We start from the raw sequence: 17861 nt of genomic DNA, 5'->3' as shown, positions 1-17861 counted from the left end.
GCGGGGCTGGATTTGCCCCGCCCGGGTGGGCCCGTGCGGCTCAAGGATCGGGGCTCCGCCCGGGGAAGGGCCCCGCGCAGCGGAAGGGGTGGTTCAGGAACCCGTGGTGCGGACCGAGCCGGTGCTTGAGCCGGTGGTGTCGCCCAGGAAGCAGGTGACCTCGCGGTCGCCGAAGGCCCAGGTGGTGGACTGCGGGAAGTAGTAGTACATCTCCATCTTCTCGGAGAGCTTGGGCTTCGCGCCCACGTAGTCGGTCAGCTTCGTGCCGGAGCACTTCTCCTCGGCCATCGCGGTGACCTTCTCCGTGCCCGGGTACGCCCCGCCCTCCAGGTCGAAGACGGCGTACGCCTCCGCCTCGTGCGGCTGGTCGCAGGGCACGATGCGCACCGAGAAGGAGGCCTGGCCGCCGTCCTCGTCCTGGTAGTCCGCCAGGTCGCCGCCCGTGTTGAAGCAGTCCCCCATGCGGATGTCGTTGACCTTGCTGGAGCCCGGGTCGGTGACCTGGCCACCGGTGTCGCGCTTCGGCGCGGGACCGTCGTCCAGCGCCCCGGAGAGTCCGAGCGCCACGAGGATCGCGTAGAACGCGATGGTCGCGCCGTGGATGGCGATCGCCGCGATGGCGAGGCCCTTGCCCTGCTCGCCCCGGCTGCGGATCTGCGAGAGGGCCACGATGCCGAGGATCAGCGGGACGAACGGGATCGCGCAGACGAGCGACATGACGAAGGCCACGATCGCCAGGGGGTTGGTCTTCCGCGACGGCATCGGGGGCGGGGCGTACCCGCCGGGCCAGCCCTGAGGGCCGCCGTACGGTCCCGGCTGCGGGTACGGCTCGGGCGACGACGGCGGCTGCGGTGGTATGGACATGCGGGGAGAAGCTCCTTGGTCAAAGCGTGAGACGCAACCAACAGCCAGGCGGTGACTCCGCGGCCGCCGTGTGGGGCCTGCTCGGCGCATGGTGCTGTGCCGCGCCTACGCTACCCCGCGAGGGCAAGGGGAGCTGCCGTGGGGTCGGTCCTCGCCGGGGGAGTGAGACGGTGATGACGGGCTCGGGCCGGTCCTCGTTCCCGGGGGCCCTCAGGCCGGGCCGTGGTAGCGGGGGCTGGTGGCGTGCCATTCCTTCGCCCCGCCCATCCAGTTCCAGACGCCCTCCAGGAACCGGCCCAGCAGCGGCGAGCCGAGCCCGGCCAGGACCGCCGACTCCGCCTCGACGGTCCGCATCACGTCGTCGTGGATCGCCGCCGTCCGGTTCACCGCCTCCTGGAGCGAACAACCCTCCTCCGCCACGATCAGGTTGGGGAGATTGGTGTCCGCGGAATCCTCCCGGGCCATCGAGTACAGGTCGTTCAGGAGGCACGAGGCCACCCCCGCGTACATGTACGTACGCCGCACCCGCACGTCCGCGAACTCCTGCGCCGGCACCTCGTAGCCCCCGACCGGGTCGGTCAGGACCATGCACGGGAAGAAGCCGTTCTCGTACCGGTGCACCAGGTACTCCCACACCGGCGGGCGGCGGCCGGACATCCGCCACTCGGCCTCGTGGTTGTACCCGACGAACATCACCGACAGCTGGTAGCGCAGCCGGGTCACCTGGGTGGGGGAGGCGAACTCGGCGAGGTGGTCCAGACCGGAGCGGAACGCGCGCAGCACCGGCTCGGCCGCCACCCGCTCCTCGAACTGCCGCTCGTAGCGCGGCGGCAGCCGCACCGGGTCCACCACGGCGTGCGCGAGCGCCGACCGCAGGCCGATCAGCGCCGGATCGGGGTCCCGGCCCTCGTCGACCCAGTGGTCGTCGACCGCCCACTCGGAGAGCCCGCACTTGGCGGCGGCCAGCAGCCGGTCCGGATCGTCGCAGTCCGGGTGCGCGAGCATCATCAGCCGGCCGAAGCCGCTGGAGCGCAGCATGTCCAGCCGCCCCTCGTAGATCCCGACCTCGGCGGCCCACCGGACCAGCCGCTCGTCGACCACCTCCGCCAGCGCCGGGTCGTCCCGTACGGCGTCGGGGCAGTACAGCGGGGGGACCACGATGCCGCTACGGGTCCCCGTACGCGCCTCCGTACGGGAATCCGGGACCGGGCCGGCGGCCGCCGTGGCAGGCGGGGCAGGCGGGGCAGGCGGGGCAGGCGGGGCCGGGGCCCGCCTCGGCGAGGTGCCCAGTCCGCTCCGGCCGCCGAGCAGCCGGCTCAGGACGTCCTCCGGTGCGTCGAGGGCGGGAACGGGGGCGCGGTCCATGGGTCCTCCTGCGGGTCGGCACACCCACCCATGGAGCGCGGCCGGTCCGCCGGCCCGGTAGGCCCCGCCGCCTGCCCGCCTGTTGAAGATGCGGCGGCGTTGAAACCCTGCACTGGTGTCCGCACCGCCGGCCGCCCGGCTCCCTCCTCCCGGCTTCGTACTGGCGTACAGGGCTTCAACCCGCCGGGATTTTCAACAGGCCTCCCGGCCCGGGCGGGTACCGCCACCGCCGCCCCGCGCCCCACCGTGAGCCGTGCGGAGAGCAGAGCCTTGCCGCACGCCGCATGCTCCTCGTGGACCGACGCAGGGAGGAACCCCGCATGACCTCGCAAGCGCCGCCGCCCCTGGACCCCGCCGACGAACGTCAGCTGAGCCTGAGCACCGCCGCGGCCCGCAATCTGGCGACGACCACCAAGTCCGTTCCCCAGATGCAGGGCATCAGTTCGCGCTGGCTGCTGCGCATGCTGCCCTGGGTGCACCTCGGCGCCGGCACCTACCGCGTCAACCGCCGCCTCACCCACGCCGTCGGCCGGGGCCGGGTCTCCTTCGTCCAGACCGGCGCGGACGACGTACGCATCCTCGCCCCCACCCTCACCGAGCTCCCCGCCCTCAAGGGCTACGCCGACAGCGGCGTGCTCGACGAGCTGGCGCTGCGCTTCGTCAAGCGCGACCTGCGCGCCGGTGACGCCCTCGTGGACGCCGGCGCCGCCGTCGACGAGGTGTTCGTCATCGCCCACGGCCGCTTCGAGAAGCGGGCGGAGGGCAAGTACGGCGGGACCGAACTCCTCGGCGTGGTCGCCGACGGCGACCAGCTCGGCGACGACGCCCTCGGCCAGACGGACCCGCGCTGGGGCTACGCCGTCCGGGCCGCCACCGCCGCCACCGTCATGGTGCTGCGGTGGAGCTCCTTCCAGGAGGTGCTGGGGCGCTCCGCGACCCTCCGCGCCCACCTGGAGCAGTACGTCGAGAACGGCCGCCGGCCCGTCAACCGGCGCGGCGAGGCCGACATCGAGCTCTCCTCCGGCCACGAGGGCGAGGCCGTGCTCCCCGCCACCTTCGTCGACTACGAACTGCGGCCGCGCGAGTACGAGCTCAGCCTCGCCCAGACCGTGCTCCAGATCCACACCCGCGTCGCCGACCTCTACAACGACCCGATGAACCAGTTCGAACAGCAACTGCGCCTGACCGTCGAGGCGATGCGCGAGCGCGAGGAGTCGGAACTCCTCAACAACCGCGATTTCGGGCTGCTCCACAACGCCGACTACGGACAGCGCATCAGCACCTGGTCCGGCCCGCCCACCCCCGACGACATGGACGACCTGCTCAGCATGCGCCGCGGCACCCGCTTCTTCCTCGCCCACCCCAAGGCCATCGCCGCCTTCCTCCGCGAGTGCAACAAGCGCGGCATCTCCCTCGACACCGTCGACGTCCACGGCAAGCAGGTGCCCTCCTGGCGCGGCATCCCCCTGCTGCCCTGCGGGAAGATCCCGGTCGTCGGCGGCCACACCAGCTCCATCTTGGCCCTGCGTACCGGCGAGGAGAGCGAAGGGGTCGTCGGCCTGCGACCGGCCGCGATCCCCGAGCAGATCGAACCGGGCCTCAACGTCCGCTGCATGGGCATCGACCAGAAGTCGGTCATGTCCTACCTGGTCAGCTCCTACTACTCCACGGCGATCCTCGTCCCCGACGCCATCGGGATCCTCGAGAACGCCGACATCGCCTCTACGCGCACCTGACCGGCCGGCCCCGCCTCGGGCGTAGTTCCCGTCGGCCGTGTGACGTACGTGTCCGCGCCCCGGCTCCGGCGGCGGTTGTCCGGAGGCCGGTCATCGGCTCTACTGCTGTGCAGCCCCGCCGTTGGGGCATATGCGCGGGAGGGACTCCAGGATGACAACGGACCGGCGATCGGACCGGCGACCGGACCGGGTGCCGGGCGGGCGACCGGACCGGCGGGCTCGGCGGTCGGCGGCCCGTCCCGTGTCGCACCGGCGCAGGCCGGGCTTCCGGGGCCGCCGGCCCCTGTTGGCCCTCCTGATCTCCGCCTTCCTCCTCGTCGGGGTCTGCGCGGCCACCGGCATGGCCTGGGACCCCTTCGGCTCGGCCTCCGCACAAGGCGGTCCGGCCCCCGCCATCGGCGCCCCCCGGTCCACCGGGCCGGCCGTCGGCCCCACCCCCGGCGCCTCAGACCAGGCCACCCCGCAGCAGCCCGCGCCGAGCCCGTCGCCCACCAAGGGCACCACGGCCAAGGGCGATTCCCACGGCACCGTGGACACCGGCGCCGAACGCCCCGCCGGCGCCCTGCCCTTCGACATGCCGGCACCGGCGGCCCTGCGCTCCGGCGCGGCGGGCCGGAAGCTGGTGTTCGCCCACTACTTCACCCCGTACCCGCTCTCCCTCGACAACGCCGGCGCGGACGGCGACTACTACACCCGCCACTACCTCGACCCGGACGGGGAGAGCCGCAAGCACGAGAAGTACGGCGGCCTGCTGCGCGACCGGCCACTGCCCGTGGCACCGAAGGGCGGCGACTGGGAGTACGCCAACCTCCAGCAGGAGGTGCGCACGGCCCGCGCGGCCGGCATCGACGGCTTCACCCTCGACATGCTCTCCCTCTCCGGCAAGAACTGGGACCGCTCCAACCTGCTGATGGCGGCGGCCCACTCGGTGGACCCGGCCTTCAAGATCATGCTGATGCCGGACATGACCTCGCTGAAGACCGACGACCCGGGCGTGCTCGCCGACGCCATCGCCGCCCTCGGCGACGCCCCGGCCGCCCACCGGCTCCCCGACGGCCGGCTCGTCGTGTCCCCCTTCAAGGCGGAGGCGAAGAGCGCCTCCTGGTGGACCGAGGTCATCGCGCTCCTCGCGTCCCGGCACCAGGTCCGCACCGCCTTCGTCCCGCTCTTCCTCGACTTCGGCGCGCACAACGGGGAGTTCGCCCCGATCAGCTACGGATTCTCCGAGTGGGGCAGCCGCAGCTACGTCGGCCAGGAGAGCAACACCCGCGACGTCCGGCGCGCGCACGACATGGGCAAGATCTGGATGCAGCCCGTGTCCGTCCAGGACGCCCGCCCCAACCAGGGCATCTACGACGAGGCCGGCAACACCGCCACCCTGCGCTCCACCTGGACGCACGCCATCGAGGACGGCGCCGACTGGGTGCAGCTGACCACCTGGAACGACTACTCCGAGGGCAGCCAGTTCGCGCCCTCCCTGCACAACGGCCACGCCTACCTGGACCTGACCTCCTACTACCTGACCAGGTTCAAGACGGGCAGCTGGCCGAAGATCGTCCGCGACACGCTGTACCTCACCGCGCGCACCCAGTTCGCGGACGCCGATCCGACGGGCGGCCAGTCGCTGCTCATGTCGGTGCGCAAGGGCAGCGCCGCGCCCCGGGACACGGTGGAGGTGCTCAGCTTCCTCACCGGGCCGGGAACCGTCCGTACGGCCGTCGGACCGGCCGAGGCCACCCACGAGGCCCCCGCCGGGATCCACTCCGAGCTGCTGCCGCTGAAGCCGGGCGGCGCCTCGGCGCGGCTGGTGCGGGGCGGGAAGACCCGGGCGGAGGTGGAGCTGCCGTATCCGGTGGACCACACGGTGGAGGTCCAGGACCTCCAGTACTACGCGGCCACCAGCGGACGGGCGTCGTAAGGCCGCGTCCCGCGAGGGGCGGGGTGTCGGCGGCCGCGCGGCCGGGAGATGATCCCCGGGACACCCGCGCCGCACACCCGGAGGTCCCGTGAACCAGCCGCCGCACCAGGCCGCTCCGCCGCACCCCGCCGCCCAGCCCCCCGCCGCGTTCCCCGGCGGGCCCGAGCTCTTCCGGCTCGACCCCGGCGTCGCCCACCTCAACCACGGCTCCTTCGGCGCGGTGCCCGTCCCCGTCGAGGAGGTCCAAGCGGGCCTGCGCGCCGAGGCGCACGCCGATCCCGATGCCTTCTTCCTCGCCGTCTCCGACCGGCTCGCGGAAGCCCGCGCCCGGATCGCCGCGCACCTCGGCGCCGACCCCGACGGCCTCGCCTTCATCTCCAACGCCACCGAGGGCGCCAACCTCGCCCTCGACGCCATCCCCTTCGCCGACGGCGACGAGATCCTGGTCACCGACCACGGCTACGGCACCGTCGTCGCGGCCGCCGCCCGCCGCGCCCCGGTCACCACCGTCGCCCTGGACCCCCACCTACCCGACGAGGACGCCGTACGGGAAACCGTGCTGGCCGCGCTGACGCCCCGTACCCGCGTGGCCGTACTCGACCACGTCAGCTCGCCCACCGCCCGGCTGATCGCGGGCCCCCGGCTCCTCGCCGACCTGCGGGAACGCGGGGTCATCACCGTCATCGACGGGGCGCACGCCCCCGGCATGCTCGCCGACCCGCTCGCCGGCGGCGCCGACTTCTGGTTCGGCAACCTCCACAAATGGGGCTACGCCCCGCCCGGCAGCGCCCTCCTCGCCGTCGCCCCGCAACACCGCCACCGGGTCCGGGCCCTCGTACCGTCCTGGGAGGACCAGCACGGATTCCCCCGCTCCGTGGAGTACCGCGCCACCGCCGACTACACCGGCTGGCTCGCCGCCCCCGAGGGCCTCGACCTCCAGGACCGCCTCGGCGCGGACCGGGTCCGGGCCCACAACAGCGCCCTCGCCGAGCACGGCGCCGCGCTGCTCGCCGGGATCCCCGGGCTGACCGCGCTCCCGCACACCGCGGGCCTCGCCATGCGCGCCCTGCGCCTGCCGCCCGGCGTCGCCGAGACCGTGGAGGACGCCCGGGCGCTGCGCGAGGAGATCGCGGCGCGGGAGCGCGTCCGGGTGCTGATCTGGCCCTGGCCGGGCGGCGGCGGCATCCGGGTCTGCGGGCAGGTCTACAACCGGCCCGAGGAGTACGAGCGCCTCGCCGCCGTCCTGCCGCGCTTCCTGAAGTGACGCGGGTCAGCCGCGGCGGAGCAGGTACGTGTCCATGATCCAGCCCTTGCGGGTGCGGGCCTCGGTCCGCAGCTCCTCGATCCGGCCGGCGACCTCCGCCAGCTTCCCCGAGACCAGGATCTCGTCCGGGGTGCCCACGTAGGCCCCCCAGTAGATGAAGAGGTCCTGGTCCAGGTGGGCGGTGAAGGCGTGCCGCGCGTCCAGCATCACCACCACGTCGTCCACGTCCTGCGGCCAGCCCTCGGCGAGCCGCCGCCCGGTGGTGATCTGGACCGGCCGGCCGACCCGGTTGAGGTTGGTGCGGTGCCGGGCCAGCAGTGCGGAGACGCTGCTGATGCCGGGCACGACCTCGTGCTCGAAGGCCACCCGGCCCCGCTCCAGCACCTCGTCGAGGATGGCGAGCGTGGAATCGTAGAGCGAGGGGTCGCCCCACACCAGGAACGCCCCGGTCTCGCCCTCCGCCAGGTCCTCCGCGATGAACCGCTCGAAGAGCTCGGCCCGCGCGCTGCGCCAGCCGTCCACCGTCGGGGTGTAGTCGGCGGGGGTCCGGTCCCGGTCCGGGTCGCGGCCCTCCACCAGCCGGTGGCCGGGGCGGGCGTGCTCGTCGAGCATCGCGCGCCGCAGCCCGGTCAGATCCGCCTTCTCCTCCCCCTTCTCCAGGATGAGGAATGCGTCCGCCGCGCCGATCGCCTTGACCGCCTGGAGGGTCAGGTGGTCCGGGTCGCCCGCGCCTATGCCGATCACTGAGAACTTCTTCACCCGGCTATTCTGCCCGTCATGCGCGTCGCCCTGTTCGTCACCTGCGTCAACGACGCGCTGTACCCGCGGACGGGCATCGCCGTCGTACGCCTCCTGGAGCGCCTCGGGGTCACCGTGGACTTCCCGGCGGCCCAGAGCTGCTGCGGGCAGCCGCAGTACAACACGGGCTACCGGCGCGAGGCGGAACCGCTGGTGCGGCGCATGGCGGAGGCCTTCGCCGGGCACGAGTACGTGGTCACCCCCTCCGGGTCCTGCGCCGCCATGATCCGCGAGCACTACCCGCGGATCGGCCGCCGCGCGGCGGGGGAGGGGCGGGGCGAGGAGCTCGCGGACGCCGCCCGCTCGCTGGCCCCGCGGGTGTACGAGCTGACCGAGTTCCTGGTCGACGTGCTCGGGGTGACCGACGTGGGCGCGTACTTCCCGCACACCGTCACCTACCACCCCTCCTGTCACGGGCTGCGCAGCCTCGGGCTGGGGGACCGGCCGCGGCGGCTGCTGGCCGCCGTCAAGGGCCTGGACCTCGTGGAACTGCCCGGGGCCGAGGAGTGCTGCGGCTTCGGCGGCACCTTCGCCGTCAAGAACCCGGACGTATCGGCCGCGATGGGCACCGACAAGATCGGCAGCGCGGCCGCGACGGGCGCCGAGGTGCTGTGCGGCGCCGACAACTCCTGCCTCGCCCACCTCGACGGCCTGCTGCGCCGGGCCGACTCCCCGGTGCGGGCCCTGCACCTCGCCGAGATCCTGGCCGCCACGGAGGAGGACCCCCTGCCATGACGGGTACGTATCTGGGCATGCCCGCCTTCCCCGCCGCCGCGCGGGAGGCCGTACGGGACGACGTGCTGCGCGCCAACCTCCGGCACGCCACGCACACCATCCGCGACAAGCGGGCCCGCGCGGTCGCCGAACTGGAGGACTGGGACCGGCTGCGCGCCGCCGGCAAGGCGGTCAAGGACCACACCCTGCGCCATCTCGACCGCTACCTGCTGCAGTTGGAGGCCTCGGTCACCGCGGCCGGCGGCACCGTCCACTGGGCGGCCGACGCCGACGAGGCCAACCGCATCGTCACGGACCTGGTCCGCGCCACCGGGGAGCGGGAGGTCGTCAAGGTCAAGTCCATGGCCACCCAGGAGATCGGCCTCAACGAGGCACTGGAAGCGGCCGGGATCGCCGCCTACGAGACCGACCTCGCCGAGCTCATCGTCCAGCTCGGCCACGATCGGCCCTCCCACATCCTGGTCCCGGCCATCCACCGCAACCGGGGTGAGATCCGCGACATCTTCCGTGCGGAGATGGGGAGTTGGGGCCGCCCGGCGCCGGAAGGGTTGGGTGACGACCCCCGCGAACTGGCCGAAGCCGCCCGCCTGCACCTGCGCGAGAAGTTCCTGCGCGCCAAAGTCGCCGTCTCCGGGGCCAACTTCATGGTCGCCGAGACGGGCACGATGGTCGTCTTCGAGTCCGAGGGCAACGGCCGGATGTGCCTGACCCTGCCCGAGACCCTGATCTCCGTCGTGGGCGTGGAGAAGGTCGTCCCGACCTTCCGCGACCTGGAGATCTTCCTCCAGACCCTGCCCCGCTCCTCGACGGCCGAGCGGATGAACCCGTACACGACCATGTGGACGGGGCTGGGGCCGTCGAAAGGGGCGGACGGCGACGGGCCGGCCGCCTTCCACCTCGTCCTCCTCGACAACGGCCGCACCGACACCCTCGCCGACGAGGTGGGCCGCCAGGCCCTGCGCTGCATCCGCTGCTCCGCCTGCCTCAACGTCTGCCCCGTCTACGAACGCGCCGGCGGCCACGCGTACGGCTCGGTCTACCCCGGGCCGATCGGCGCCATCCTCAGCCCCCAACTGCGGGGTACGGGAAGCGAGATCGACGCCTCGCTGCCGTACGCCTCCACCCTGTGCGGGGCCTGCTACGAGGTCTGCCCGGTCGCCATCGACATTCCCGAGGTCCTCGTCCACCTGCGCGAACGGGTGGTCCAGGGCGGCCCGGTGACGCGCGACGGCATCCGCGTACGCCTCCGCCCGGCGCACGGCCACACCGCCGAACGGGCCGCCATGCGCGCCGCCCGGCTGCTCCTGGACCGCCCGGGCGCGCTGCGCGCGGGCGAGCGGCTGCTGGCCCGGGCCCGCCGGCTGGCGCCCCGCAGGCTGCCCGGCCCGGGCCGGGCCTGGACCGACACCCGCGAACTCCCACCCGTCCCGGCGCAGTCCTTCCGCGACTGGTGGACCGCCCGCGAACGGGAGACCCCGCAGTGAGCAGCAAGGACCGCATCCTGGCCCGCATCCGCCGCGCCGTGCCCGACCCGGGCCCGTACCCGGGTCCCGACGCGGAGATCCCCCGGGACTACCTCCGGGTGCACGGCTCCCGCACGCCGGCCGAGAGCGCCGACCTCCTGGCGGCCAACCTGGCCGAATACCGGGCGAAGGTGCACCGCACCGACGAGGACGGGCTCGCGCCGCTGCTGATGCGCCTCCTCGCCGAACGCGGTGCCCGGACGGTCATCGTCCCGCCCGGTCTGCCTCCGCACTGGCTCTCGGCCGCCGATCAGACCCGCGTCCCCGACCGCGCCGGGTCCACCCCCGGCGAACTGGACGCCGTCGACAGCGTCGTGACCGGCTGCGCCCTGGCCATCGCCGAGACCGGCACGATCGTCCTCGACGGGAGCCCCGACCAGGGGCGCCGGCGCATCACCCTCGTCCCGGACCACCACATCTGCGTGGTCCGCGTCCCCGAGCAGCTGGTCGACTCGGTCCCGCAGGCCCTGTCCCGCCTCGACCCGGCCCGCCCCATGACGTGGATCTCCGGTCCCTCCGCCACCAGCGACATCGAACTCGACCGGGTGGAGGGGGTGCACGGCCCCCGCACCCTGGAAGTGATCCTCGTCGGCGCACAATAGGGGCATGCCCTCCCACATCGCGCTCACCGCCCTCGTGGTCCACGACTACGACGAGGCCATCGACTTCTACACCCGCGCCCTCGGCTTCGACCTCGCCGAGGACACCGCCCGCCCGGACGGCTCCCGCTGGGTCGTGGTCCGCCCGCCCGGCGCCACCGAATCCGCCCTCCTCCTGGCCCGCGCGAAGGACGACGCCCAGCGCTCCCGCGTCGGCGACCAGACCGGCGGCCGCGTCGGCTTCTTCCTCTACACCGACGACTTCGCCCGCGACCACGCCCGGATGACCGCCGAGGGCGTCCGCTTCCTGGAGGAGCCGCGCCACGAGGCGTACGGCTCCGTCGCGGTCTTCCAGGACCTCTACGGAAACCGCTGGGACCTGCTCCAGCCCGCTGCGTAGGCCTCGCGGTCGGCCAGGGGGTCAGGCGGGGCCCGGCGGGCCGATGAGCGTCGGCGCCTCGCCCGCGGCGTCGATCCGCTCGCCGGCCTCCACCCGGTTCGCGAGGTCCCGGGCCCACCCGACCAGCCCCGCCACGCCGATCCCGTACGCATCGCCGCGCCCGGCCAGCCCGTCGGCCCCCCGCAGCAGCAGCCGCGCCCCGCCGACGGCGTTCCCGCGCGCGGCGTGCGTCAGCCCGACCGCGAGTTGGGCGAGCCCCCGCCAGAGCGGAGCCTCGCCCTCCGGACCGGACTTCCAGGCGTCCTCGAACACCTCGTGCGCGTGGAACGGCATCCCGGCGTCCAACAGCCGCTGCGCCTCCGCGACGGTCTCCCCGGGCGACCGCACCACCCCCTCGGGCTGCCGCTCCACCCCGGGCACCCCGTACGGCAGCGGCCGCCCCAGCCCGTCCCTGGGCCGCGCACTGCGCGCCCGCCCCTCACCGTCCCGATCCCTTGCGTTCACCCCCTCATCCTGCCCCGCCCCGATTACCGGTGCATGCGCACCCCTCTGTGTGGGGTAATGTTCTGCATGTGCCGCCGGGACGGGGGAAACCCCAGATCAGAAGCACAACGGGACGTGGCGCAGCTTGGTAGCGCACTTGACTGGGGGTCAAGGGGTCGCAGGTTCAAATCCTGTCGTCCCGACCATGCTTCATGCAGGTCGGAGGCCGTTCTCTCACACGTGAGAGGACGGCCTTTTCCATGCCCGGAGTCCTGGTGGTCGCAGTGTGGTCGCACGCCCGGTTCGGGGCAGGTCTGCCATGGTGCTGAACATCGTGGCGGCGAGGTGCCGCAGGTCGTGAACGGTGATGCGGGGAACGCCGGCTTCGTCGGACAGTTTCCGGAGCCGGTCGAGCACGCCCTGAGGGCGGAGTGGCCGTCCGTCGGGTCTGCAGAACACGAGTTCGGCGAACCGATCATAGGGATCGCCGCGGGAGCGGGTTTTTGACTGGGCCCGGTGTTGGAGTGCGGTGGCGACGCGGGGTGAGATGGCGACCCAGTTCTCGCTGGCGCGCGTCTTCGGGCTGGTGATGGCGAGGTGGTTGTTGTCGATTGCCGAGAGGGTGCAGCGGACGTAGAGAACCCGTTCGGGCGGGTGGACGTCGTGCCAGTGAAGCCCCAAGGCCTCTCCTTTGCGCATGCCGGTGCCCATGAGGAACTCGAACAGGTCGGCCATGTCCGGGTCTGCCTGATGGCGGTGCTGGAGGAAGCGGACGGCCTCGTCCGCGGTCCAGATCCGCCGCTCTGGCGACGGTGGACGGTGAAGAGCCGGTGGGCTGGCTGGGTTGTGGGGGAGGCGGTGTTGGCGGACGGCGTCGCCGAGAGCACTGGAGAGGGTGGCCAGGCAGCGGTAGAGGGTGGTCTTGCCGCGGCCTGCGGCGAGCTCGGCGGTGACGAAGGCCGCGATGTGACGGTGTCCGAGCTCGTCCAGCTTGAGGGTGCCGAAGGCGGGCGCGAGGTCGTTGTGGTCGTCGAAGCCGCCTTGCACGGTCGTCCGGTGGCGGCGTGGGGCCGGGACATCGACTGCAAAGGTCCACGTCCCGTGGTGACCGTCGGTGAGCAGGTGGGGGAGTGCGCTCCGAGCTGGTGATGCAGTGTGTCCCGGCAGCCACATCTGCGGTAGATGCGGCCACGGTCGGCGGTGGTGCGCATGGGGATCGCCTCCAGGAGGCGGAGGAAGGGCCGACACTTCCAGTCTCGTGCGACCACATGCGACCACCACGCTCCTCACGCCGGCCGTGACCAGCACGTTTCCCTTGACCGGGCGAAGGGTGGCGGCTCAGGCGGCGCTGCTCCCAGCCGATGGGTGCCCATTCTTCGTGTGCGAATGGCCCGGATCTTGGTCGCGGCGGCCGAGTGGCTTGGATGGCCCAGGGCTACTCCTCACAGTGCGCCTCGGTGACCGGCTGTCTGCCGGCCGGCCAGGACTGGGAGCGGCCTGCGTTGCCGGTTCCGATGCGGAGCTGGAGCCAGCTGGAGAGACGGGTGTCCGGGTCGTCCAGGTCGAGGCCGAACAGTTCACGGCTGCGGCGTAGCCGGTATTTGAGGGTGTTCTGGTGGATCGTCAGGCGCCCTGCCGCTTCGCTGATGTTGCCGACGGCGTCCAGCCAGGCGGCCACGGACGATGCGTAGTGGGTGTGGTGGGTGCGGTCGTGTTCGAGCATCGCCTCGATGCCCGGGTGGCGCAGTCGCGGCCGGCGGGCGAGTCCGTCCGCAAGGTGTGCGAGCAGGACGCGGGCGTGGACGTCGGTCAGGGCCGCGACCGGCGGTGCTTCGGGATCGGTGGTGGTCACGCGCAGTACGTCGTCGACCTCCGCGCGCAGGTCGGCCAGCTCGGACAGGCCCGTTGCGGATTCGCCGAGCGCGGCACGCAGCGGCTGGGTGCGGGGCCGGGTGACGGCTGCGAGAGCCTGTGCGGCCAGGCGCCGCCCTGAATCCGGGTCTTCGCCGGGCAGCAGGGTGTAGACGGCGCCGGGGGCGGTGGCGACCGCGGCCGAGGGGCGTACGGCCGACCAGTGCCGGCCCAGCTCGCCTCCCAGCCGGGTGAGCAGAGCCTGCGCCTCCTGGGGTGCGCCGGCCGGGGCGAAGCCGATCAGCAGCAGCGGTGTGCCGGCCGGCAGGCCGAGGCGGGAGGCCGTCTCCTGCGCCCGTGCGGTGCCGTCCAGAGCGGCTCGCAGCGCCTGGTCGCGGGCGTGGAGTTCCAGGGCGGCGGCCCCACGGCGGCGGAGCATGTGCAGGGCGGCGGTCCGGGCGCCGTCCAGCAGCGCCTGCTCTCCGGCAAGGTTGAGCGGGGTGTGGTCCTCGATCGCCCAGATCGTCCCGAGCGGGAGGTCTCCCGCGCGGATGGCGACGGCGGCGCGCGGCAGTTCGCCGTCGGCCAGGGCCGGGAGGCGTACGACGCCGGTGGCGGCCAGCACCTGACGGTACTGGCGCAGCTGTCCCTCGTGCTGCGGGCGGGCCTGGTCGGGGACTCGCCGGCCGAGGATGCCCTGGCGGCGCAACTCGTCGATGCGGCCGTCCGGCAGCGTGGAGTAGGCGAGGACGCGGGTGTCGAGGTCCTCGATCGCCACGGAACCGCCGATGACGGCGGCGATGGCGTCGGCGAGAGCGAACAGCTCCTCGCCGGTCCCGTCGCCGCTGCCCGGGATTGTCAGATCCGACCACGTCATGGCTGGATCGTAGGCGATCGGGACAAGGCGGGGGAGGGGTGGCGGCCTCCAGCATGGTGCGACCGGCCGGCCCCGAGTTCGGGACGGCCGTATCCCACCCGTGGAGGAAGATCATGTCCGTCGCGCTCGCACCAGCCGCCGCCTCGCCGTCCCAGGAGGCACTCCTCGGGCTGTTTCCGCCGGGCACGGAGCTCACTCCTGGCGGTGAGCTGTTGATCGGCGGCTGTCGGGTGACCGAGCTCGCAGAGCGATTCGGTACTCCGGCGCTGATCGTCGACGAGGCGGCACTGCGCAGCCGCGCGCGCCGGTACGCGGACGGGCTCGCCGCCCGCTGGGAGAAGTCACGGGTGGCGTTCGCATCCAAGGCGTTCCCCTGCACGGCCGTGTACCGGCTGCTGGCGGAGGAGGGGCTGAGCATCGACGTCGCGGGCGGCGGCGAGCTGGCTCTGGCCCTGGCCGGCGGGGTCGACCCGGCTTCGCTGGTGGTGCACGGCAACGCCAAGACGGAAGCGGAACTGCGGATGGCGGTGGAGGCCGGTGCCGGGTTGATCGTCATCGACAACCTCGACGACATCGACCGGCTGGAGCGGATCGTCACGACGGAGCAGCCCGTCCTGGTCCGGGTGACGCCGGGGATCCGCCCCGACACCCACGCCGCGGTCTCCACCGGGCAAGACGGATCCAAGTTCGGCCTGACCCTGCCCCAGGCGCGCGAGGCGATCGCCCGGCTGCGCGCGAGTGACCGGCTGCGGCTGGACGGTGTCCACGTCCACATCGGATCCCAGATCCTCGACACCGATCCGTTCGCCCGGGCCGTGGAAGCCGTCGCCGGCCTCGGTGCGTTCGCCGTCTACGACCTCGGAGGCGGTCTCGGCGCCCGCTACACCTACGGCGATCGCCCGCCCACCATCGAGGAGTACCTGGACACCCTGGTGGGTGCGGCCAGGAAGGTGCTGCCCTCCGATGCGGAGATCATCATCGAGCCCGGCCGGTCGATGGTCGCGGAGGCCGGGGTGACGCTCTACCGGGTGGTCACCGTCAAGCACGGCGAGCCGGGCTTCGCCGCCGTCGACGGCGGGATGGCGGACAACCTCGAAGTCGCCCTGTACGGGCAGCGATTCGAAGCCACCGTCGCCACCCGCGTGGGAGGCGGCGAGCCCCACCACTTGGTGGGCAGGCACTGCGAGTCCGGCGACGCCCTCAGCGCCGGCGTGCCCCTGCGCGACCCGCGCCCCGGCGACCTGATCGCCGTACCGGCCACCGGCGCCTACTGCTTCTCCCTCAGCAACAACTACAACGGCGCGCTTCGGCCCCCCGTTGTCTTCTGCCAGGGCGGCGAGGCGCGGGCCGTGGTCCGCCGGGAGACCTACGGCGACCTGACGCGCCGCGACCTCCCCTGAACCCCCTGTGCTGCCCGCCGCCCTCACGCGAAAGCCGTAACCGCCCCGCCCCTCGAAGGAGTTCCGATGCCCATTCGGCCGACGCTGCGCCAGCAGCTCCTCAGACGCAAGCCCCTGCACACCTTCGCCGGCGAGTCGGAAGGCGGCGGTCTGCGCCGGACCCTGGGTCCCTTCCAGCTCACGATGATCGGGATCGGCGCCACGATCGGCACCGGCATCTTCTTCCTGCTCGGCAGCGCGGTTCCGGAGGCCGGACCGGCCGTGATCGTGTCCTTCGCCCTCGCCGCCGTCGCCGCGGCCCTCACCGCCCTCTGCTACGCCGAGCTGGCCTCGGCGGTGCCGGTGTCCGGCTCCTCGTACTCCTACGCGTACGCCACCCTGGGAGAGTTCGCCGCCTGGGCCGTGGGCTGGTGCCTGCTGCTGGAGTACGCCGTCTCCGGCGCCGCCATCGCGGTGAGCTGGGGCCAGTACCTCAACGACCTCACCCAGCGACTCTTCGGCTTCCAGATGCCCGACGCGATATCCGCGCCGCCGGGCGCCGGCGGCTACATCAACCTGCCCGGCGTCGTCCTGGTGGGCCTGTGCTGCCTGCTCCTGGTTCGCGGCGCCAAGGAGTCGGCCCTGGTCAACACCGTCATGGTGCTGGTCAAGCTGGGTGTCCTGGTCCTGTTCATCGTCGTGGGCATCACCGGTTTCAACTCCGGGAACCTGCAGCCCTTCGCCCCCATGGGCATGGCCGGCATCAGTACCGCCGCGGCCACCGTCTTCTTCGCCTTCATCGGCCTCGACGCGGTCTCCACCGCCGGCGAGGAGGTCCGCAACCCCCGCCGCACTCTGCCCCTGGCCATCGTCGGCGCCCTGATCGTGGTCACCACCCTGTACATCCTGGTCGCCTTCGTGGGCGTCGGCGCCCAGCCCTGGACGGCCTTCGACGGACAGGAAGCCGGACTCTCCGCCATCCTCGGCGACATCACCGGAGCCGGCTGGCCCGCCGTCCTGCTCTCCGCCGGAGCCGTGCTCTCCCTCGTCAGCGTCACCCTCGTCGTCCTGTACGGGCAGAGCCGCATCCTCTACACCATGGGCCGCGACGGCATGCTGCCCTCCGCGTTCCGCCGCGTCAGCCCGCGTACGGGCACCCCGGCTGTCGCCACCCTCCTGACCGGCGGCTTCGTCGCGCTCCTCGCTGCCGTGTTCCCCCTCGACCTGCTGGCCGACCTCACCAGCATGGGTACCCTCGCGGCCTTCGCCGTGGTCTCGCTCGGCGTGATGATCCTGCGGCGCACGGCTCCCGGCCTCGATCGCGGCTTCCGGGTCCCCGGATATCCCGTGGTCCCGGTCCTGTCGATCCTGGCCTGCGGCTACCTCGTCCATGAACTGCCGCTCGACACCTACCTCCTCTTCGGAGGCTGGCTTGCGCTCGCCCTGGTCGTCTACCTCTTCTACAGCCGCAAGCACTCACGGCTCGAAGAGGCAGCCGAGCCCGCTGGAGAACAGGCCGTGGTCTGACAGGTCGAGGTTGCACTCCTGTGACGGGGTGGCGATGAGGGCAGTCAGGGGCGGGGCTTCGTCAGCCAGGCGGACAACCACCTGCTGCGCGGGCTCGGCCTGAGCCTGGCGGCCTCCATCAGTCTGGCCAACGCCTGGTCTGCCGTGAAGCTCGTACGGGAACTGCTTCACGGCACCGGGCCGGAAGGGGCGCTTGCGCTGCTCAGCACGGCCGGAGCCGTCTGGGTGGCCAATGTGGTCGCCTTCGCACTCTGGTACTGGGAGTGGGACCGGGGGTGGCCGGTGGCCAGAGCGCAGGCGACCAAGGAGTACCCGGACTTCCTTTTCCCGCAGATGTAGCAGAAGGGGATCTCCGCCCCGGACTGGAAGCCCTCCTTCGGGGACTACTTGTACGTCGCCTTCACCCATGCCACCGCCTTCAGTCCGACCGACACCATGCCGCTGACGACGTGGGCGAAGCTGCTGATGATGGTGCGGACGTCGGTGTCGCTGATCATCGTGCTGCTCGTGGTGTCCCGGGCGGTGGGCATCCTGCAGTGACG

Annotated in this window: 17 protein-coding genes and 1 tRNA gene; 11 read left to right on the top strand and 7 right to left on the bottom strand. The window is 72.7% G+C overall.

Annotation, left to right across the window (positions count from 1 at the left end; genetic code table 11):
* Positions 1 to 93 precede the first annotated feature (93 nt).
* Both ACFWBN_RS11850 and ACFWBN_RS11845 read right to left on the bottom strand, forming a co-directional pair.
* A complete protein-coding gene (locus ACFWBN_RS11850) occupies positions 94 to 864 on the bottom strand; it encodes a DUF4190 domain-containing protein (RefSeq protein ID WP_385174500.1) in 771 nt (256 codons plus the stop codon).
* Positions 865 to 1074: 210 nt separating this feature from the next.
* Positions 1075 to 2229 (bottom strand): family 2 encapsulin nanocompartment cargo protein terpene cyclase, encoded by a 1155-nt coding sequence (locus tag ACFWBN_RS11845; protein ID WP_385174496.1) that lies wholly within the window; start codon positions 2227 to 2229, stop codon positions 1075 to 1077.
* Between the two features lie 320 nt (positions 2230 to 2549).
* On the opposite strand from ACFWBN_RS11845, the gene ACFWBN_RS11840 reads away from it, so the two are divergent.
* From ACFWBN_RS11840 to ACFWBN_RS11830, 3 genes are all read left to right on the top strand, one after another.
* Positions 2550 to 3965 carry a family 2B encapsulin nanocompartment shell protein gene (locus tag ACFWBN_RS11840; RefSeq protein WP_385174493.1) on the top strand — a complete coding sequence of 472 codons (1416 nt, stop codon included), beginning with the start codon at positions 2550 to 2552 and terminating at the stop codon, positions 3963 to 3965.
* Between the two features lie 286 nt (positions 3966 to 4251).
* Positions 4252 to 5883 (top strand): glycoside hydrolase family 71 protein, encoded by a 1632-nt coding sequence (locus ACFWBN_RS11835; RefSeq protein WP_385174490.1) that lies wholly within the window; start codon positions 4252 to 4254, stop codon positions 5881 to 5883.
* 88 nt (positions 5884 to 5971) lie between these two features.
* Entirely contained in the window at positions 5972 to 7147 is a 1176-nt protein-coding gene (locus ACFWBN_RS11830) for an aminotransferase class V-fold PLP-dependent enzyme (RefSeq protein ID WP_385174487.1), read from the top strand.
* 6 nt (positions 7148 to 7153) lie between these two features.
* On the opposite strand, the gene cobF is transcribed toward ACFWBN_RS11830, so the two are convergent.
* Positions 7154 to 7906, bottom strand: coding sequence for a precorrin-6A synthase (deacetylating) (cobF, locus tag ACFWBN_RS11825; RefSeq protein WP_385174484.1), 753 nt, complete (start codon positions 7904 to 7906; stop codon positions 7154 to 7156).
* A gap of 18 nt (positions 7907 to 7924) precedes the next feature.
* On the opposite strand from cobF, the gene ACFWBN_RS11820 reads away from it, so the two are divergent.
* Genes ACFWBN_RS11820 through ACFWBN_RS11805 form a run of 4 tightly spaced genes read left to right on the top strand, consistent with a single transcriptional unit; the run spans position 7925 to position 11202 of the window.
* Positions 7925 to 8680 (top strand): (Fe-S)-binding protein, encoded by a 756-nt coding sequence (locus ACFWBN_RS11820; RefSeq protein WP_385174481.1) that lies wholly within the window; start codon positions 7925 to 7927, stop codon positions 8678 to 8680.
* Positions 8677 to 10164 (top strand): lactate utilization protein B, encoded by a 1488-nt coding sequence (locus ACFWBN_RS11815; RefSeq protein WP_385174478.1) that lies wholly within the window; start codon positions 8677 to 8679, stop codon positions 10162 to 10164. Before ACFWBN_RS11820 ends, ACFWBN_RS11815 begins: the two co-directional genes overlap by 4 nt.
* Positions 10161 to 10805, top strand: coding sequence for a lactate utilization protein C (locus ACFWBN_RS11810; RefSeq protein WP_385174475.1), 645 nt, complete (start codon positions 10161 to 10163; stop codon positions 10803 to 10805). The genes ACFWBN_RS11815 and ACFWBN_RS11810 overlap by 4 nt, the downstream gene beginning before the upstream one ends.
* A 4-nt stretch (positions 10806 to 10809) precedes the next feature.
* Entirely contained in the window at positions 10810 to 11202 is a 393-nt protein-coding gene (locus tag ACFWBN_RS11805) for a VOC family protein (RefSeq protein ID WP_385174472.1), read from the top strand.
* Between the two features lie 21 nt (positions 11203 to 11223).
* Here the strand turns inward: ACFWBN_RS11805 and ACFWBN_RS11800 are convergent, their stop codons facing one another.
* Positions 11224 to 11706 carry a DUF309 domain-containing protein gene (locus ACFWBN_RS11800; protein WP_385174469.1) on the bottom strand — a complete coding sequence of 161 codons (483 nt, stop codon included), beginning with the start codon at positions 11704 to 11706 and terminating at the stop codon, positions 11224 to 11226.
* A 108-nt stretch (positions 11707 to 11814) separates the two neighbouring features.
* On the opposite strand from ACFWBN_RS11800, the gene ACFWBN_RS11795 reads away from it, so the two are divergent.
* Positions 11815 to 11891: transfer RNA gene (locus tag ACFWBN_RS11795), tRNA-Pro, on the top strand.
* Between the two features lie 28 nt (positions 11892 to 11919).
* Here ACFWBN_RS11795 and xerC read toward each other — a convergent pair.
* Positions 11920 to 12732: a tyrosine recombinase XerC gene (gene xerC / locus ACFWBN_RS11790; RefSeq protein ID WP_385174466.1), complete on the bottom strand. Its 813-nt coding sequence runs from the start codon at positions 12730 to 12732 to the stop codon at positions 11920 to 11922.
* Positions 12733 to 13120: 388 nt separating this feature from the next.
* The gene (locus ACFWBN_RS11785; RefSeq protein WP_385174463.1) at positions 13121 to 14413 is read right to left on the bottom strand and encodes a PucR family transcriptional regulator; all 1293 of its coding nucleotides are present in this window, start codon (positions 14411 to 14413) and stop codon (positions 13121 to 13123) included.
* Positions 14414 to 14526: 113 nt separating this feature from the next.
* Here ACFWBN_RS11785 and lysA point away from each other — a divergent pair, with 113 nt between their 5' ends.
* The 3 genes from lysA (at position 14527) to ACFWBN_RS11770 (ending at position 17658) form a co-directional block, all read left to right on the top strand.
* Positions 14527 to 15813: a diaminopimelate decarboxylase gene (gene lysA / locus ACFWBN_RS11780; protein ID WP_385174460.1), complete on the top strand. Its 1287-nt coding sequence runs from the start codon at positions 14527 to 14529 to the stop codon at positions 15811 to 15813.
* 66 nt (positions 15814 to 15879) lie between these two features.
* Positions 15880 to 17319: an APC family permease gene (locus tag ACFWBN_RS11775; protein ID WP_385174457.1), complete on the top strand. Its 1440-nt coding sequence runs from the start codon at positions 15880 to 15882 to the stop codon at positions 17317 to 17319.
* A 144-nt stretch (positions 17320 to 17463) separates the two neighbouring features.
* Positions 17464 to 17658, top strand: a complete 195-nt coding sequence (locus ACFWBN_RS11770; RefSeq protein ID WP_385174454.1) for a hypothetical protein — start codon at positions 17464 to 17466, stop codon at positions 17656 to 17658.
* A gap of 44 nt (positions 17659 to 17702) precedes the next feature.
* Here ACFWBN_RS11770 and ACFWBN_RS11765 read toward each other — a convergent pair whose 3' ends face one another.
* The gene (locus ACFWBN_RS11765) at positions 17703 to 17849 is read right to left on the bottom strand and encodes a hypothetical protein (protein ID WP_385174451.1); all 147 of its coding nucleotides are present in this window, start codon (positions 17847 to 17849) and stop codon (positions 17703 to 17705) included.
* Positions 17850 to 17861 lie beyond the last annotated feature (12 nt).

The organism is Streptomyces sp. NPDC059989, from assembly GCF_042736975.1.
In the GTDB taxonomy this organism is placed as follows: Bacteria; Actinomycetota; Actinomycetes; order Streptomycetales; family Streptomycetaceae; genus Streptomyces.
This window is presented reverse-complemented; position numbering and strand designations above follow the sequence as displayed.

Bases quoted from the DNA above. Each gene is read 5' to 3' on its own strand.
- ACFWBN_RS11850 (WP_385174500.1), bottom strand. From the start codon at position 864: ATGTCCATACCACCGCAGCCGCCGTCGTCGCCCGAGCCGTACCCGCAG.
- ACFWBN_RS11845 (WP_385174496.1), bottom strand. From the start codon at position 2,229: ATGGACCGCGCCCCCGTTCCCGCCCTCGACGCACCGGAGGACGTCCTG.
- ACFWBN_RS11840 (WP_385174493.1), top strand. From the start codon at position 2,550: ATGACCTCGCAAGCGCCGCCGCCCCTGGACCCCGCCGACGAACGTCAG.
- ACFWBN_RS11820 (WP_385174481.1), top strand. From the start codon at position 7,925: ATGCGCGTCGCCCTGTTCGTCACCTGCGTCAACGACGCGCTGTACCCG.
- ACFWBN_RS11815 (WP_385174478.1), top strand. From the start codon at position 8,677: ATGACGGGTACGTATCTGGGCATGCCCGCCTTCCCCGCCGCCGCGCGG.
- ACFWBN_RS11805 (WP_385174472.1), top strand. From the start codon at position 10,810: ATGCCCTCCCACATCGCGCTCACCGCCCTCGTGGTCCACGACTACGAC.
- ACFWBN_RS11785 (WP_385174463.1), bottom strand. From the start codon at position 14,413: ATGACGTGGTCGGATCTGACAATCCCGGGCAGCGGCGACGGGACCGGC.
- lysA (WP_385174460.1), top strand. From the start codon at position 14,527: ATGTCCGTCGCGCTCGCACCAGCCGCCGCCTCGCCGTCCCAGGAGGCA.
- ACFWBN_RS11775 (WP_385174457.1), top strand. From the start codon at position 15,880: ATGCCCATTCGGCCGACGCTGCGCCAGCAGCTCCTCAGACGCAAGCCC.
- ACFWBN_RS11765 (WP_385174451.1), bottom strand. From the start codon at position 17,849: ATGCCCACCGCCCGGGACACCACGAGCAGCACGATGATCAGCGACACC.